This window comes from Streptomyces sp. NBC_00271 (genome assembly GCF_036178845.1).
Classification (GTDB): Bacteria; Actinomycetota; Actinomycetes; order Streptomycetales; family Streptomycetaceae; genus Streptomyces.
On the sequence record NZ_CP108070.1, the window covers coordinates 2,106,978 to 2,122,434 of the forward strand.

The 15,457-nt window shown below is 71.8% G+C and carries 13 protein-coding genes and 2 pseudogenes; 3 read left to right on the top strand and 12 right to left on the bottom strand.

What is annotated here, in order from left to right; translation table 11 throughout:
• Positions 1 to 3: 3 nt before the first annotated feature.
• The 7 genes and pseudogenes from OG798_RS10120 to OG798_RS10150 form a co-directional block, all read right to left on the bottom strand.
• Positions 4 to 345 (bottom strand): YciI family protein, encoded by a 342-nt coding sequence (locus OG798_RS10120; RefSeq protein WP_097226666.1) that lies wholly within the window; start codon positions 343 to 345, stop codon positions 4 to 6.
• Positions 342 to 1,079 (bottom strand): SgcJ/EcaC family oxidoreductase, encoded by a 738-nt coding sequence (locus tag OG798_RS10125; RefSeq protein ID WP_267061004.1) that lies wholly within the window; start codon positions 1,077 to 1,079, stop codon positions 342 to 344. The genes OG798_RS10120 and OG798_RS10125 overlap by 4 nt, the downstream gene beginning before the upstream one ends.
• A gap of 123 nt (positions 1,080 to 1,202) precedes the next feature.
• Positions 1,203 to 1,970, bottom strand: a complete 768-nt coding sequence (locus OG798_RS10130; RefSeq protein ID WP_328756839.1) for an MFS transporter — start codon at positions 1,968 to 1,970, stop codon at positions 1,203 to 1,205.
• A gap of 217 nt (positions 1,971 to 2,187) precedes the next feature.
• Positions 2,188 to 2,661: pseudogene (locus OG798_RS10135) on the bottom strand (MFS transporter); the annotation flags it as partial.
• 100 nt (positions 2,662 to 2,761) lie between these two features.
• Positions 2,762 to 3,175: a VOC family protein gene (locus OG798_RS10140; RefSeq protein WP_095856274.1), complete on the bottom strand. Its 414-nt coding sequence runs from the start codon at positions 3,173 to 3,175 to the stop codon at positions 2,762 to 2,764.
• A gap of 6 nt (positions 3,176 to 3,181) precedes the next feature.
• Complete coding sequence (locus OG798_RS10145; protein ID WP_328756840.1) at positions 3,182 to 3,961, bottom strand: SDR family NAD(P)-dependent oxidoreductase; 780 nt, start codon at positions 3,959 to 3,961, stop codon at positions 3,182 to 3,184.
• A gap of 141 nt (positions 3,962 to 4,102) precedes the next feature.
• Positions 4,103 to 5,362 carry a cytochrome P450 family protein gene (locus OG798_RS10150; protein ID WP_328756841.1) on the bottom strand — a complete coding sequence of 420 codons (1,260 nt, stop codon included), beginning with the start codon at positions 5,360 to 5,362 and terminating at the stop codon, positions 4,103 to 4,105.
• Positions 5,363 to 5,522: 160 nt separating this feature from the next.
• On the opposite strand from OG798_RS10150, the gene OG798_RS10155 reads away from it, so the two are divergent.
• From OG798_RS10155 to OG798_RS10165, 3 genes and pseudogenes are all read left to right on the top strand, one after another.
• The gene (locus tag OG798_RS10155) at positions 5,523 to 6,353 is read left to right on the top strand and encodes a class I SAM-dependent methyltransferase (RefSeq protein ID WP_267061008.1); all 831 of its coding nucleotides are present in this window, start codon (positions 5,523 to 5,525) and stop codon (positions 6,351 to 6,353) included.
• A 330-nt stretch (positions 6,354 to 6,683) separates the two neighbouring features.
• On the top strand, positions 6,684 to 7,826 hold the full coding sequence (rho, locus tag OG798_RS10160) for a transcription termination factor Rho (RefSeq protein ID WP_267061009.1): 1,143 nt from the start codon (positions 6,684 to 6,686) through the stop codon (positions 7,824 to 7,826).
• A gap of 259 nt (positions 7,827 to 8,085) precedes the next feature.
• Positions 8,086 to 8,784 (top strand): annotated as a pseudogene (locus OG798_RS10165) (D-alanyl-D-alanine carboxypeptidase family protein); the annotation flags it as partial.
• 59 nt (positions 8,785 to 8,843) lie between these two features.
• On the opposite strand, the gene OG798_RS10170 reads toward OG798_RS10165, so the two are convergent.
• From OG798_RS10170 to OG798_RS10190, 5 genes are all read right to left on the bottom strand, one after another.
• A complete protein-coding gene (locus tag OG798_RS10170; RefSeq protein ID WP_323138700.1) occupies positions 8,844 to 10,229 on the bottom strand; it encodes a glycosyltransferase 87 family protein in 1,386 nt (461 codons plus the stop codon).
• Entirely contained in the window at positions 10,226 to 11,638 is a 1,413-nt protein-coding gene (gene mptB / locus OG798_RS10175; RefSeq protein WP_097226661.1) for a polyprenol phosphomannose-dependent alpha 1,6 mannosyltransferase MptB, read from the bottom strand. The genes OG798_RS10170 and mptB overlap by 4 nt, the downstream gene beginning before the upstream one ends.
• A gap of 208 nt (positions 11,639 to 11,846) precedes the next feature.
• Positions 11,847 to 12,806, bottom strand: a complete 960-nt coding sequence (locus tag OG798_RS10180) for a glutaminase (protein ID WP_095856268.1) — start codon at positions 12,804 to 12,806, stop codon at positions 11,847 to 11,849.
• A 33-nt stretch (positions 12,807 to 12,839) separates the two neighbouring features.
• Positions 12,840 to 14,258 carry an aspartate ammonia-lyase gene (aspA, locus tag OG798_RS10185; RefSeq protein ID WP_095856267.1) on the bottom strand — a complete coding sequence of 473 codons (1,419 nt, stop codon included), beginning with the start codon at positions 14,256 to 14,258 and terminating at the stop codon, positions 12,840 to 12,842.
• Between the two features lie 184 nt (positions 14,259 to 14,442).
• Complete coding sequence (locus OG798_RS10190) at positions 14,443 to 15,450, bottom strand: asparaginase (protein ID WP_095858283.1); 1,008 nt, start codon at positions 15,448 to 15,450, stop codon at positions 14,443 to 14,445.
• Between the last annotated feature and the right edge of the window lie 7 nt (positions 15,451 to 15,457).

Consider the following 15,457-nt stretch of genomic DNA (forward strand, 5'->3'; position numbering starts at 1 on the left):
CGTTCACTCCCAGACCGGCCGCACCTCGACCGAGCCGCCGCCCAGCGCCGCCGGATGCCGGGACGCGAGCGCGATGGCCTCGTCGAGGTCGGCGACCTCGACGATGTCGATGCCGGCCACGTACTCCTTGGACTCCACGAACGGCCCGTCGCTGAGCAGGACTTCGTCGCCCTGGACACGGACGGTGGTGGCGTCGGTGGACGGTCGCAGCCGTGCGCCGCCCTTGACGATGTCGCGGCTGCGGACCTCGTCGATGTACGAGGTGAAGCGGGGGTCGTCGGCGATCTGCGCGGGGCTCAGCTCCTCGCCGCCGACGGGGGTGCAGATGAACAGGACGTACTTCATGACAGGCCCTCCGTGACGCCGGTGTCGAACGGGATCGAGGTGTGCTGGTGGACGATCTGCCAGCGGTCGCCCGCGGCGCGGTAGCCGGTGGTCACCCGGGCGGTGGTGTCGAGCGGTTCACCGGTGGCGAGCGTTGCGCGGATCCGTACGAGCGCGTGGCTGAAGGCGACGCTCTCGTCGACCCGTACGCGGAAGTCGGACACCTCGCGGTGCACGGGCCCGCTCAGGGTGGAGAACCACAGCTCCTCCGCTTTGCGCAGGGCCTCGACGCCGCTCTGTTCCAGACCGCTCACGGGGTGGAACACCTCGACGTCGGGGGCGTAGCAGGCCATCGCCCGGTCGAAGTCCCGATCACGGCCGGCGGCGGTGAGTTCCGCGTCGAGCCGGCGGATCTCGGTCTCGGCGTCCTCGTCGTCCCAGAAGGCGCGCACCTCCATGGCGCCGACGGCCGCGACGGGGTGCTGCGCGGCCACCTCGACGGCCTCCTCCAGGCTGTCGCAGTCGAGGATGTCGTACCCGGCGACGTATTCCTTCGTCTCGGCGAACGGCCCGTCGGTGCGCAGCACCTCGCCGCCGCGCACCCGCACGGTGACCGCATCGGCGGGGAGCCGGAGCCGGTGGCCGTGCAGCCGGACGCCGCTGCGGGCGCCGTGTTCCTCGACCCAGGGCTCGACGGGGGCCATGCCCGAGGCGTCGGCGGTGTCGTCGCCGCAGACCAGCAGCATGTATTTCATGGTTCCTCCCGGTGCTCATGAACTTCCTACACCCCACCGACGAACGGGGCCGCGCCGAATCGACATCCTGGGCGCGCGAAGAGGCCGGGGCCCCTGGCCCCGGCCTCTTCGCGACGACCCGCGCTACGCGGTGGCCGTCCGCACCGACGGCTCACCGCCGGCGCCGACCGCCGCTCGGGCGGTGTTCTTGCGCACCAGCAGCAGGGTGACCAGAGCGCCGAGCAGGGAGGCGCAGCCGCAGATCACCACGCCGATGGCCATGCCGTGGCCGAGCGCGGTCTGCGCGGCGGCCCTGGCGCTGTCGCTGCCCGCGTTGGCGACGGCCAGCGGGCCCGCGGCGGCCTCCATGCCGGCGTCCGCGCCGTTGAGCTTGCCCACCAGGGCGGAGGACGCGGCGCTCATCGCGATGGTGCTGATGACGGCAGGACCGAGGCCCTGGCCGAACTCGCGGACCAGGCTGGTGGCGCCGCTGGCCATGCCGGTCATGTGGATCGGTACGGCGTTCACGGCGGCCGAGGTCAGGGAGGAGACGACGCAGATGAAGCCGATGCCGAGCAGCAGCACCGGGCCGATGAAGGCGGCGAGGGAGGTCGTGGTGATGGGCAGCGCGGCGATCCAGAACTGTCCCGCGGCCATCGGCAGCAGTCCGCCCATCAGGAGCCAGCGGGCGTCGACGCGGGTGAGCATCCTGCTGAGCACCGGTGCCAGGAGCAGCGGGATCAGCTGGAGGATCACGAACGGCATGCTGGCGCGCAGTGCGCTCAGGTGCATCACGGCGCCGAGGCGGATGGAGACGCAGTACGCGGTGCCGATGAAGCCGAACATGCCGGCCAGGGCGACGACGGCCGCCGCGGCGAAGGACGGGATCCTCAGCAGGTCCAGGTTGAACATGGGCGAGGCGGTGCGGGTCTCGGCGGCGACGAAGCCGACGAGGGCCACCGCCGCGAGGGCCAGCGAGCCGACGATGGGCCGCGCTGCCCCAGCCGCGGTCGCCGCCCTCGATGATGCCCCAGAGCAGGGCGGTGAGGCCGACGGCGATGGTGATCTGGCCCGGCCAGTCCAGGGCGCGGCCTTCGGGGGCCTTGGAGTCGGTGACCAGTTTCCAGCAGGCGACCGCGACCGCAAGACCGAGGACGACGGGCGGCACGAACGCCCAGCGGAAGTCGGCGACCGTGGCGAGCACCCCGGAGGACAGCGGTCCCACCGCGGAGGCGAGGGAGATGCTGAGCGCCCAGGCGGAGACCGCCTTGGCACGGTCCTTCCCGTCCGGGGTGGCGGCCGCGATGACCGCGAGGGAACTGGGGAAGAGCGCCGCGGCGCCGATACCGGCCAGCGCCTGCCCGGTCCACATCATGGTGATGTTCTGGGAGGTGGCGTTGAGGAGTTCACCGAGCGCCAGGACGAGGCCGCCGAGCACCAGCAGGCGCTTGCGGCCGAAGAGGTCTCCGACCACACCGAAATTCAGTTCAAGAATGGCGGTGGGGAGAATGAAGGCGGACGTGACCCAGGCGACCTGGGAACCGGACGCCCCGAAGGCGGCCTGGATTTCACCATTGATGGGGGGGACGGAACGGTAATGCACAGTTGCGCGGCGGCGACTGCGAGACAGCAGGCTATGAGTGTTCCGAGGTCCAGTTTCTTCAAAGAGGTCGTGGAGATCGAATCCGTCATCGTGCGTGCCCTCACTCTGCGTTTTTCTCTATGAGTTCGATGAGATTTCCCTCGGGGTCGGTGACCCAGGCCATGCGAATACCGGGTTCGGGGGAAGGACCCGGTTTCATGGCCTCGCCCGCTCCGTGCGCCACCAAGGCCGCGTAGACGGGGTCGAGTTCCGCGGTGGTGACCGCGAAGTGCCCGTATCCCTCGGTGAGGGCGGCGGTCAGCGGGTCCGGGGCCCGCAGCCCCGGCGCGGATCCGGGCCTGGCGAGGAGTTCGATCCGCCAGCCGTGCGGATGTTCCAGGACGACGGCGCTCAGACCGGGTCCTTCGAGGGTGAACTCGAAGACGGCCCTGAGCCCGAACGCCCCCTGGTACCAGCTGGTCTGGGCGGGCAGATCGCGTACGTTGACGCCCACGTGGTCGAGTCGGACGGTCACCGGCGCTCAGCCGGCCATCGCGCTGTCGCCACCGTCGACCATCAGGTTGGCGCCGTTGACGGACGCCGCCTCGTCGGAGCAGAGGAAGGCGGCGGCGCGCGCGATGTCCTCGGGCTCACCCACCCGGCCCACCGGGATCCGCGCCTCCAGCTGCGCCTTCGGTCCGTCGGGGTCGTCGAGGAAGGGCGCGGTCGCGGAGGTGCGGGTCATGCCGGGGGCGATGGTGTTGACCCGGATGTGGTGCGGGGCGCCGGCCGCGCACAGGTGCTTGCTCATCGCCAGCACCCCGCCCTTGGCCGCGCCGTGCGGGACCATCGGCATGAAGGGGGCGCCCCGGACGGCGGCCACCGAGGCGACGTTGAGGACGGCTCCGCCGCCGCGGGCGATCAGGTGCGGCCAGGCCGCCTGCGTACAGAAGTAGGGGATGTCGAGCTCGTTCTTGATGGTGAAGTACCAGTCCTCGGCCGGCATGGTCGCGAACGGCCCGTTCCGCAGTGCGGAGGCGTTGTTGTAGAGGATGTCGATCCCGCCGAGGGCCTCGATCCCCGCGTCGATCCACTCATGGGCGCCCGCCTCGGAGGAGAGGTCCACCGGGGCGAGGGACCGCATGACACCGCCGGCCTTCTCGACGAGTTCCACCGTTTCCGCGGCGGCGTCGGCATCGAGGTCGCAGCCGAATACGGTGGCGCCTTCCGCGGCGAATACCTGGGCCACGGCCCGCCCTATTCCGGCCCCCGTTCCGCTGATGAAAGCGATTTTTCCAGCCAGTCGACCCATGATTGCCATGTCCCTTGTCCAGTGCCGCCGGTGTGCGGTGCTGGCAGCGTAGGGACGGCCATTGCCCAGAACAAGAAAAGGGTCGGCGCGGGGGCATCGCGGTGTCGTACGGCGGTATGCGAGCGGTGTCGTACGGCGGTATGCGTGCGGTCAGCCGTGGGAGGTGCCGAGCCGTACCGGAAGTTCCCGCACGCTGTTGCCGACGAAACTGGAGTGCCGGGAGAGTTCCGCCTCCGTCACGGCGAGGTCGAGGTCGGGGAAACGGGTGAACAGCCGCTCCAGGGCGATGGTCGCCTCCAAGCGCGCCAGCGGGGCACCGAGGCAGTAGTGGGCGCCGTGCCCGAGGGAGAGGTGCCGGGCGGCGCCGGACCTGCCGGGCCGGGTGACGTCGAAGCGGTCGGCGTCCGGGCCGTGCACGGACGGGTCTCGCCCCGCCGCCGAGTAACCGGCCAGCACGGGCGTCCCCTTGGGGATCACCGTGCCGTCGACGGTCAGGTCCCGCACCGGGTAGCGGAAGGGGAAGTAGCTGACGGGCGCGTCCCAGCGCAGGGTCTCCTCGACCACGTCCGCCCAGCCCACCCCGCCCGCGCCCTTCATGACCAGCTCCAGCTGGTCCCGGTGGCCGCAGAGCGCCCGTACGGCGTTGGTGAGGAGGTTGAGCGTGGTCTCGTGCCCCGCGATGATCATCAGTACCAGGGTGCCGATCAGCTCCTCCTGGCTGAGCCGGTCGCCCTCCTCGTCCCGGGCGGCGATCAGCGCGCTGGTGAGGTCGTCGCCCGGCCGCTCGCCCCGCGCGACGGCCACGGTGGCGAGCACGGCGACGAGTTCACGGTTGGCCGCCAGGGCCTTCTCGGGGCCGATGTCGGTGGCGACCACGTGGTTCGACAGGTGGTGCAGCCGGTCGCGGTGCTCCGCGTCCACCCCGAGCAGTTCCCCGATGACCCCCATGGGCAGCGGCATCGCGAAATGCCTGCGCAGATCGGCGACTCCGCCGTCCCGCTCGGCCGCGGCCCGGAGGTCGTCGAGCAGCCCCGCCGTCAACTCCTCGATCCGGGGCCGTAGTTCCTCGACCCGGCGCGCGGTGAACGCCTTGCTCACGAGCGACCGCAGCCGCCGGTGGTCCTCGCCGTCCGCGGTCGTCATCCCGCGTACGGTCGCGAAGGTCGCGAGCGGCCACCCCGGCGCTATCCGCCCCTCCCGCAGCTCGGTGAAGTGCTCGGCGCCCTTGGCGACTTCGGGATGCGCGAGGAACTCCTTCAACGCCTCGTGCCCGAGCACCGCCATGCCCTCCACCTCGCCGGGCAGCACCACCGCCGCGACGGCGCTCCGCTCGAGCAGCCGCGCGTTGTCGGCGTGCGGGCAGCCACCGGCCGGGTCCATGCGGTGCGGCGTGACGGGAGAGGTGTCCACCGGAGGTCTCCTTACGGGCGCGGGGAGTCGGCTCGCGGGCGCCGCGAGCCGTTACGACGAAGGATTCTGCCCGCTCGACCCCGTGACCGACAGCGATGGCGTACGCGCCGATCCGCGGTTCTTCCCCCGGATCCGCCGCCGTCCACGGTTGGATGGTTCCATGACCGACGAGCACGAGCGGATGATGCGGGCCAACCAGGCCAACTGGGACGCGCGGACCCCCGTCCATCTCGCCAGCCGGTTCTACGGGCTGGGTGAGAAGCTCGACCCTGCGCGCTGGTTCGCCGCCTTCGAGTGGGAGGACCTCGGGGACCTGGCCGGCCTCGACGTGTTGCATCTCCAGTGCCACCTCGGCACCGAGACCATCGCCTTCGCCGAGCGCGGCGCGCGGACCGTCGGCCTGGACATCTCCGAGGCGTCCGTGGCGGCCGCGGCCGACATCGCGGCACGGGCGGGCGCCGACGTGACGTACGTACGGGCCAATGTGTACGACGCCGTCGAAGCCCTGGACGGGCGGCGGTTCGACGTGATCTACACCGGCAAGGGCGCCCTGTGCTATCTGCCCGACCTGGACCGCTGGGCCGCCGTCATCGCTCAACTGCTGCGCCCGGGAGGAAGGTTGTACATCGCCGAGTTCCATCCGCTGCTCAACGCGCTGGGCCCCAAGCCCGCCGAGGGCGAGGGCACCGAACTGCTGCTGCGCCACGACTACCTGGGCGGCCGGGACGCCGTGCACCGGAATGCGACCTACACGTACACCGACGGACCGGCCGTCGAGGGCGCGACCGACAGTTACGAGTGGATGCACGGAATGGACGAGGTCGTCAACGCGTTGACCACAGCGGGACTCGGTATCCGCCGGCTCCGGGAGAGCGACGAGCTTCCCTGGCCGCGCTGGCCGCAGATGGTCCGTACACCGTCCGGCTGGTGGCGCCTGCCGGAAGGGGAGCCGCGCATTCCGCTGCTGTACGGCCTCCTGGCGAGCCGTTGAGAGACAGATCTTGGCGAGCCATTGAGAGACAGATCACAGCCACTCCGTCACGAGCCGTGGTAGTGTGCATTCAGCACTTGTGTACGCCCCGTCTCGGGCGCCGGTGCTGAATCTCCCTCTTTCGCTGACATGCCCGTCGCTTTTCCGATCGGGCGACCAGCTTCTTCACATCACCTTCCGAGCGCGGTCAGCCGTAGCTCCTTCAGGTGATCTTCCCCGCCGCACCGAGGCGTGAGCACGCCGCCTCCCCCCCCCCCCCCCCCCCCCCCCCCGGCACACCCCTCCCTTCTTCATGACCTCATGAATCCGTCCTCGAAAGGACCACCTCTCATGACCACCACACTCGAACACCCTCCCGTACAGAAGCAGCTCCCGGCCCACGCCACCGGTGTCCTCGACATCGCGCACAACGGGCAGGGGTACCTGCGCGCCGCCGAGAGCTGCCTGCCCACGCCGACCGACGTCCAGGTCTCCGCCGCACTCATCCGCCGTCACGGCCTGCGCAAGGGCGACACCGTCGAAGGCGTGCGCGGCGGACCCCGCGCCCTCGCCGAGGTCGAGCGGATCAACGGCCGCACCCCCGAAGAGCTGCGCCGCCGCCCGCACTTCCGCGACCTCACCCCGCTGCACCCGCGCGACCGGCTCCGCCTGGAGCACCCGGCGAGCGGCATGGCCGGACGCGTCGTCGACCTGGTCTCCCCCGTCGGCAAGGGCCAGCGCGGTCTGATCGTCGCCCCGCCCAAGACCGGCAAGACGGTACTGCTCCAGCAGCTCGCCGCCGCCGTCGCGGGCAACCACCCCGAATGCCATCTGATCGTGCTGCTCCTCGACGAGCGGCCCGAAGAGGTCACCGACATGCGGCGCTCCGTCCGCGGCGAGGTCTACGCCTCGACCTTCGACAAGACGCCGAAGCAGCACATCGCCCTGGCCGAGCTCGTCGTCGAGCGCGCCAAGCGGCTCGTCGAACAGGGCGAGGACGTCGTCATCCTGATGGACTCGCTCACCCGGCTGTGCCGCGCGCACAACAACGCGGCCGCCTCCGGTGGCCGCACCCTCAGCGGCGGCGTCGACGCCGCCGCGGTGCACGGCCCCAAGCGGTTCTTCGGCGCCGCGCGCCTCGCCGAGGAGGGCGGCTCGCTCACCATCCTCGCCACCGCCCTGGTGGAGACCGGCTCCCGCGCCGACGACTACTTCTTCGAGGAGCTCAAGAGCACCGGCAACATGGAGCTCCGCCTCGACCGGACCCTCGCCTCACGCCGTGTGTTCCCGGCCGTGGACATCATCCCTTCCGGCACCCGTCGCGAGGAACTGCTCCTGCCCGGGGCCGAGTTGACAGCCGTACGCGGCCTGCGACGCGCCCTGCAGACCCGGGACGCCCAGGCCGCCCTGGAAACCCTCCTGGAGCGGCTGCGCGCCACGCCGGACAACGCGACCTTCCTGCGCCAGGTCCAGCCGACCCTGCCCACCGCCTGATCCCACCCCTAATCCACCGCGCCGGACCTCCCGGACCTCTTCCGCATGTGGCATCCGGGTACTGCATCCCCTCGCTCGGGCCTGGCACCCCGGCGCACGGCGACTCCGTTCCTACGTTGACGGTATGACAATCGGATTCCCATCCCGGATGGTCGTCTCGTTGACCGCCCTCTCCTGCTCCGCCCTCTGTGCGGCCGGAGCACTGGCCCTCGCGCCGAGTCCGGCCTTCGCCCGCCCCGGTACGGACCTGCCGAGACCCATGGCCTCCCAGACGCCCTACCTCCAGCGGGCCGGGACGCAGGTACGCACACGGTCCGACGCCCCGGCGCTGCCGGACATCTCGGCGCTGTCGTGGGTGGTGGCCGACTCAGGCACCGGCGAGGTGCTCGCCGCGCACGACGCGCACCTCAAGCTGCCGCCCGCCAGCACCCTCAAGACCCTCTTCGCGCTCACCGTGCTCCCGGCGCTGCCCGCCGGCATCCAGCACACCGTCAAGGAGGAGGAACTGGAGGGCATCGGCGACGGCAGCAGCCTGGTGGGCGTGGCCGCGGGGCACACCTACCGCGTGTCCGACCTGTGGCGCGGCGTCTTCCTCAACTCCGGCAACGACGCCGTGCACGTACTGGCCGCGATGAACGGCGGCTGGCACCGGACGACGGTCAGGATGCAGGCCAAGGCCCGCTCGCTGGGCGCCCTCGACACCCATGTCGAGTCGCCCGACGGCTACGACACCCCCGGCCAGGTCTCGTCGGCGTACGACCTCGCGGTCTTCGGACGGGCCGGCCTGCGCAACCCGGAGTTCGCGCGCTACTGCTCCACCGCCGAGGCCACCTTCCCCGGCGACGGCTACCCGTACGAGATCCAGAACACCAACCGGCTGCTGACCGGCGCCGACGGGGTGGCGCCCTACCCGGGCCTGATCGGCGTCAAGAACGGCTACACCACCAACGCGGGCAACACGCTCGTCGCCGCCGCGCACCGCGGCAAGCGCACCCTCGTCGTCACGGTGATGAACCCTCAGGCGGGCGGCGGCACCACGGTGTACGAGGAGGCCCGCTCGCTGCTCGACTGGGGCTTCGCGGCCGCCGGGCACGTCGAACCCGTCGGATCGCTCCCCGACAGCCGGTCCGGCCCGGCGGCGGGCGCCTCGCCCGTACAGGCGAGGACCGGGTCCACGGACGGCCTCGACGGCGGCTGGCCGGAGGCGGCCGGGATCCTGGGCGCCGCGGGTCTGGGCGCGGGCGGAGTGGCCCTCGCTCTGCGTCTCAAGGGCGTGCGGGCCACCCGCGACTGACCCGCCGGCAGCCACAGCAGCAGCCCGAGCGTGATCCACGTGTACGTGTTGCTGCCGAGGAATCCGTCGAGGCCGGAGGAGTCGTCGAACCAGAGCCACACCACGCTGCTGCACAGCACCGCGTACAGCGCCGCCGCGACCCGCGCACGGTGCCGGTGCAGCAGTACGGCGAAGGACGGCAGCAGCCAGACGAGGTGGTGCACCCAGGTGATCGGGCTGAGGAGGCAGGCGGCGAGCCCGGTGAGGGCGAACGCGGCCGTCCAGTCCTCGTCGGCCAGCGCCCGCGAGGTCCGCCACGCCCACACGCACAGGAACAGCAGGGCGGTCGCCGCCCACACGGCCCGACTCGGTTCGCCCGGTGCGGCGAGCCGGGCCAGGACGCCCTGCAGCGACTGGTTGGAGACATAGGCGAGACGTCCGATGCGATTGGTGTCCCACAGTGCCTCGGACCAGTAGAAACGCGAGGCGTCCGGCGCCGCCCAGGCCGCGAGACCGGTGGCTCCCGCGGCGACGGCCGTCGCGACCCCGGCGGCGCGCCAGCGGCGACCGAGCAGCAGCAGGCCGATGAAGAGCGCGGGGGTGAGCTTGATCGCGGCGGCCAGCCCGATGCCGACGCCCGCCCGGCGTCCCCGGCCGGTGGACAGCAGCCAGGCGTCGCTCAGGACGAGGGCCAGCAGCAGGAGGTTGACCTGCCCGAAGCTGAAGGTGTCGCGGACCGGTTCGAGCAGGGGCAGCAGACAGGCCGCGAGGGCGTAGCCGTACCAGCCGTAGCGGCGCAGCGCGGGCCCGACCAGGATCCACACCACGACCGCCAGCGCCGCGAGATTGAGCACCACGGAGACGGCGATCGCCGTGCGCAGCCCGATCAGCGCCATCGGCAGCATGGTCACGGCCGCGAACGGCGGATAGGTGAATCCGTACGTGGTTCCCGGCACCCAGTAGTCGTAGATGCGGCCGCCGTGATGGACCCAGGCGTCGACGGTGCCGTAGTAGACACGCAGATCGAACCAGTCGCGCAGCAGCGGCACGGTCGCGGTGAACACACCCACCGCGACGGCGAGAGAGAGCAGGCCGAGCAGCCGTCGGCCGTCGGTGTCCAGTTGTCTCATACCGTCCGCCCCAGCACCGGCGGCTGCGCCGATTCCTCGGCCCGGGCGGCCTGACGGGCCTGCCAGAGCACGACGAGGGCGAGCGCGCCGCCGGAGACGGCCAGCACCACCTGATCCACGTCCGGCGGTCCGCCGCTCGGCAGTACGGCGAGCGCGAGTACCGCACTGGCCGCCGCGACCCGGTGACGCACCGAGCCGTTGGGCGCCGCGGCGGCGATGAGGAACAGGCCCCACAGGGCGTACCAGGGCCGGATCGCGGGACCGAACACGGCGACCGCGCCCAGGCTCAGGCCCAGCGCGTAGATGGGGCCCGGCCGCAGGCGCAGCCATATGAACAGGACGACCAGGACGGTCACCACCAGCCCGGTCGCGTGCCAGACGGGCATCGCCAGCGGGGCGAGGCCGCTGCCGAGATCCTTCAGCAGGGCGCCGGTGGCGCGGCCGAGGACGCTGGTGGGCGACCAGTTGTGCGGGGAGACGGGGGTCTTCAGGGCCGCGATCCAGCCGTACCCCGTGCCCGCCACGGCGGTCACCGCGGCCGTGGTGGCGAGCGCGACCCCGGTCGTGGTCAGGACCGTGCGCAGCACTCCGCGACGCCCGCGCAGCGCCACCACCGCCAGCAGGCCGAGCACGGCCGGCGCCTTGACCAGGGCGGCGAGGGTGATGAGGACGACGCCGAGCAGGTGCCATCGGCCGCGCGCGGCGACCAGGCCGACGCCGAGCAGTCCCAGCATGATGGCGTCGTTGTGCGCACCGGCCACCAGGTGCAGCAGCACGAGCGGGTTGAGCGCGCCGAGCCACAGCGCGGCGGCCGGATCGGCACCGCTGTGCCGGGCGAGGCGGGGCAGCGCCGCCGCCATCAGGCCCACGCCGAGCAGCGCGACCAGGCGCATGCCGAGCAGCCCGGCCGGTATCTCCCCGCGGGTGAGGCCGGACAGCGCGGAGGCGACGGCGAGGAAGACCGGGCCGTACGGCGTCGCGGTCTGCTGCCACACCGGTGCCACCTCGTCGGCGAGCGGCCCGCCGAGCTGCGCGGGCCCGTTGGCGTACACGTCGATGTGCGCGTCGACCATGGCGCCCTGCGCGAGATAGCTGTACACGTCCCTGCTGAACAGCGGCGGCGCGAGAAGCAGCGGCGCCGCCCAAGCGGCGAGCACCAGGAGCAGTGCGCGCGGCGTCGGCGGCTCGGGACCGCGTACGACCTTGCCGAGCAGCACCCACGCGGCGATCAGCAGGACGACACCGAAGTAGACCCCGACCACGCCGAGTACGGCACGTGCGGAGCCGGGGTCGAGGAAGTCCCGCGTGGGCAGGGCGCCGGCCGTCTCACCGCCGAGCGCGAGGAAGGCGGTACCGATCAGGCCCAGGGCCTGACAGCGGTGGAGATCGAGGGGAGCCTTGGCCAACACTTGGCAAGCGTGTCAAGGGCGGGTGGCCGGAAAGCGACGGGGCGCCCTCCGGGCGGGGGATGTGGCGTTACCTCCGGGTGGCTTGTCGGGTGCGGATTCGGATGTGGCTGGTCGCGCCCACGCGGCGGAGCCGCACATTGTCACAGCCCCGCGCCCCTGACGGGGCGCTCTACCGAGCCGGGATGGGGTAAACCCCGCCCGTACGGACTCAGAACACCGACACGCCCGTCAGTGTCGTGAAGCGGTCCAGGGCCGCCACGCCTGCCACCGAGTTGCCCCGCTCGTCCAGACCGGGGCTCCAGACGCACAGGGTGCAGCGGCCGGGGACCACCGCGATGATGCCGCCGCCGACGCCGCTCTTGCCGGGGAGGCCGACGCGATAGGCGAAGTCACCCGCCGCGTCGTACGTGCCGCAGGTCAGCATGACCGCGTTGACCTGCTTGGCCTGGCTCTGGGTGAGCAGTCGGGAGCCGTCGGCGCGCAGACCGTGCCGGGCCAAAAAGCCCGTGGCGAGGGCGAGGTCGGCGCAGGACGCCTCGATCGAGCACTGGCGGAAGTACTGCTCGAGGAGCACCGGTACCGGGTTGTCGATGTTGCCGTACGAGGCCATGAAGTGGGCGAGGGCCGCGTTGCGGTCGCCGTGGGTGGCCTCGGAGGCGGCCACCTCCTTGTCGAAGGTGAGCTCGGCGTTGCCGCTCTCCGCACGGAGGAAGGCCAGCAGGGTGCCGGCCGCGTCGCCGGTACGGGTCTGGAGTCGGTCGGTGACGACCAGGGCGCCCGCGTTGATGAACGGATTGCGCGGGATGCCGTTCTCGTACTCCAGCTGCACCAGCGAGTTGAAGGGGTTGCCGGAGGGCTCGCGGCCGACGTGTTCCCACAGTTCGTCGCCCTCACGGGCCAGGTCGAGGGCGAGGGTGAAGACCTTGGTGATGGACTGGGTGGAGAACGGCTGCCGCCAGTCCCCCACGCCGTACACCGTGCCGTCGAGCTCGGCCACGGCCATGCCGAAGCGCCGGGGGTCGCAGGCGGCCAGCGCCGGGATGTAGTCGGCGGGCCGGCCGCGGCCGGGTGTCTGCCCGATCTCGGTGGCGATGCGCTCCAGGACCGGCTGGAAGGTCGGGGACGACGGAGACGGCGGATACGAGGAAGACACAGCCATGATCACCATTGTGCCGCCGGACCGGTCCTGGTGCGCATCGGGTCACACCGCCTGTGGGGTGCCGCTGCCCGCGATGACCTCGGGCCGCAGCAGCGCCGCCAGCCGCTCGGCGGGCAACAGGCCCTTCTCCAGGACGAGTTCGGCGACGCCTCGCCCGGTGGCGAGGGCCTCCTTGGCGATGTCGGTGGCGGCCGTGTACCCGATGTGCGGGTTCAGGGCGGTCACCAGGCCGATGGAGTTCTCGACCGCGGCGCGCAGGACCTCCGTGTTGGCGGTGATCCCGGTGACGCAACGCTCGGCGAGGGTCAGGCAGGCGGTGCGCAGGTGAGTGATGCTCTCGGACAGGGAGTGCAGGATGATCGGCTCGAAGGCGTTGAGCTGGAGCTGCCCCGCTTCCGCGGCCATGGTGATGGTGACGTCGTTGCCGATGACCTCGAAGGCGACCTGGTTGACGACCTCGGGGATCACCGGGTTGACCTTGCCGGGCATGATGCTCGAACCGGCCTGCACCGGCGGCAGGTTGATCTCGTTGAGGCCGGCGCGCGGCCCGGAGGACAGCAGCCGCAGGTCGTTGCAGCTCTTCGACAGCTTCACGGCGATCCGCTTGAGCACGCCGGACATCTGGACGAAGGCGCCGCAGTCCTGTGTGGCCTCGACCAGGTTGGCGGCGGTGACCAGGGGCAGCCCGGTGATCGCGGCGAGGTGGCGGCGGGCGGATTCCGCGTATCCGGCGGGGGCGTTGAGGCCGGTGCCGATGGCCGTGGCGCCGAGGTTGATCTCGTGGATCAGCTCGACGGCCTCGGCGAGCCTGCTGCGGTCCTCGTCGAGCATCACCGCGTACGCCGAGAACTCCTGGCCGAGGGTCATCGGCACCGCGTCCTGGAGCTGGGTACGCCCCATCTTCAGCACGTCACGGAACTCGAAGGCCTTGGCGGCGAAGGCGTCCTGGAGCACGGCCATCGCCTTGAGCAGCTCGCGCACCGCGAAGACGGTGGCGACCTTGACGGCGGTGGGGTAGACGTCGTTGGTCGACTGGCCGAGGTTGACGTCCTCGTTGGGGTGCAGGTACTGGTATTCGCCCTTGGCGCGGCCGAGGAGCTCCAACGCCCGGTTGGCGACGACCTCGTTGGCGTTCATGTTCGTCGAGGTTCCGGCGCCGCCCTGGATGACGTCGACGACGAACTGGTCGTGCAGCTTGCCGGCGCGGATCTCCCGGCAGGCGGCGACGATGGCCATGGCCTTCTCCGGTTCGAGCAGGCCGAGTTCCTCGTTGGCACGGGCGGCGGCCTCCTTGACGGCGGCCAGGGCCTCGATCAGATGCGGGTAGGCGGAGATCGACGTTCCCGTGATGGGGAAGTTCTCGGTGGCGCGCAGGGAGTGGATGCCCCAGTACGCCTCGGCCGGGACGTCACGGTCCCCGAGCAGATCGTGTTCACTGCGGTGCGCTGCGGCGACGGTCATGACTGAGCGGTCCTCTTTCGGAGGGGTGAGGGTGGGATGGGTGAGGCGTAGGGGCGGGTTGGTCGGGGACGAGCTGCTGATCCGGCCCTGAGACGCACGGACGCAAGAGGCGCGGGGAACAGCGCGACCAGCCACGACGACCCCGCACCCGGCGACGCACCCCCATGACCTGGTCGCACGCCGCTCAGACCGAGAGCGGATCAAGCACCCGGGCCGGGCGCAGCCCGCCCACAACGGCACCGCCCCCGAGCAGCGGCACGGAGCCGAACTCCGCAAGCAACGCCGGGGCGACCCCCGCACGCGCGAGCGCCGCCGCGGCCACCGGACCGCGCGCCCGGTCGGCCCCGTCGGCGATCTTCACGGCGACGGCGCGGCCGTCGGGCAGCGCGGCCATCTGGACGCCCTCGAAGCCGTCCTTCGTGAGCAGCCCCGGCACGGCCCGCATCAGCGCCGCGACATCGCGGCCGGAGCCGGACGCCATCTCGGCGTGCTCGCGCATCGCATCGGCGACCCGCGCCTCGGGGGTGCCGGCCGGTGCGGTGGTGATCCGGGCGGCGGCGCGGGCGAGCCCGTGCAGCGAGACGGAGAAGAGGGGCGCGCCGCAACCGTCGACGGTGACCTGGGCGATCGCCTGCCCGGTGAGGTCCTCGACGATCTCCGCGATGGCCTGCTGGAGGGGGTGGCCCGGGTCGAGGTAGTCGTCGAGGGACCAGCCGTTGAGCCGGGCGGTCATCAGCATGGCGGCGTGTTTGCCGGAGCAGTTCTGCGCGAGCCGGGACGGCAGCCGCCCCTCGCGGATCCAGACGTCCCGCACGACCGGGTCGTACGGCAGGTCGGGCACGTTGCGCAGGTCGTCCTCGGTGACTGCGGCCAGTTCCAGGATCCGCCGGGTCCCGGCCAGGTGCCGTTCCTCGCCGGAGTGGCTGGCCGCGGCCAGCGAGAGCAGCTCGCCGTCCAGCGGCAGTCCCGCCCGCAGCATCGCCACCGCCTGGACGGGCTTGAGCGCCGAGCGGGGGTAGAACGCGGCCTCGATGTCCCCGATCTGGAGGTCGACGCCGCCGTCGGCGGCCAGTACGACCACCGAGCCGTAGTGGATGCCTTCGACGACTCCGCCGCGGACGAGGTGGGCGACGGGGGCGTGCAGGGGTTCGCGGATCACCGGGGCGGCGGCGACCGAGGCGGCGTACGTCATGCTCGTG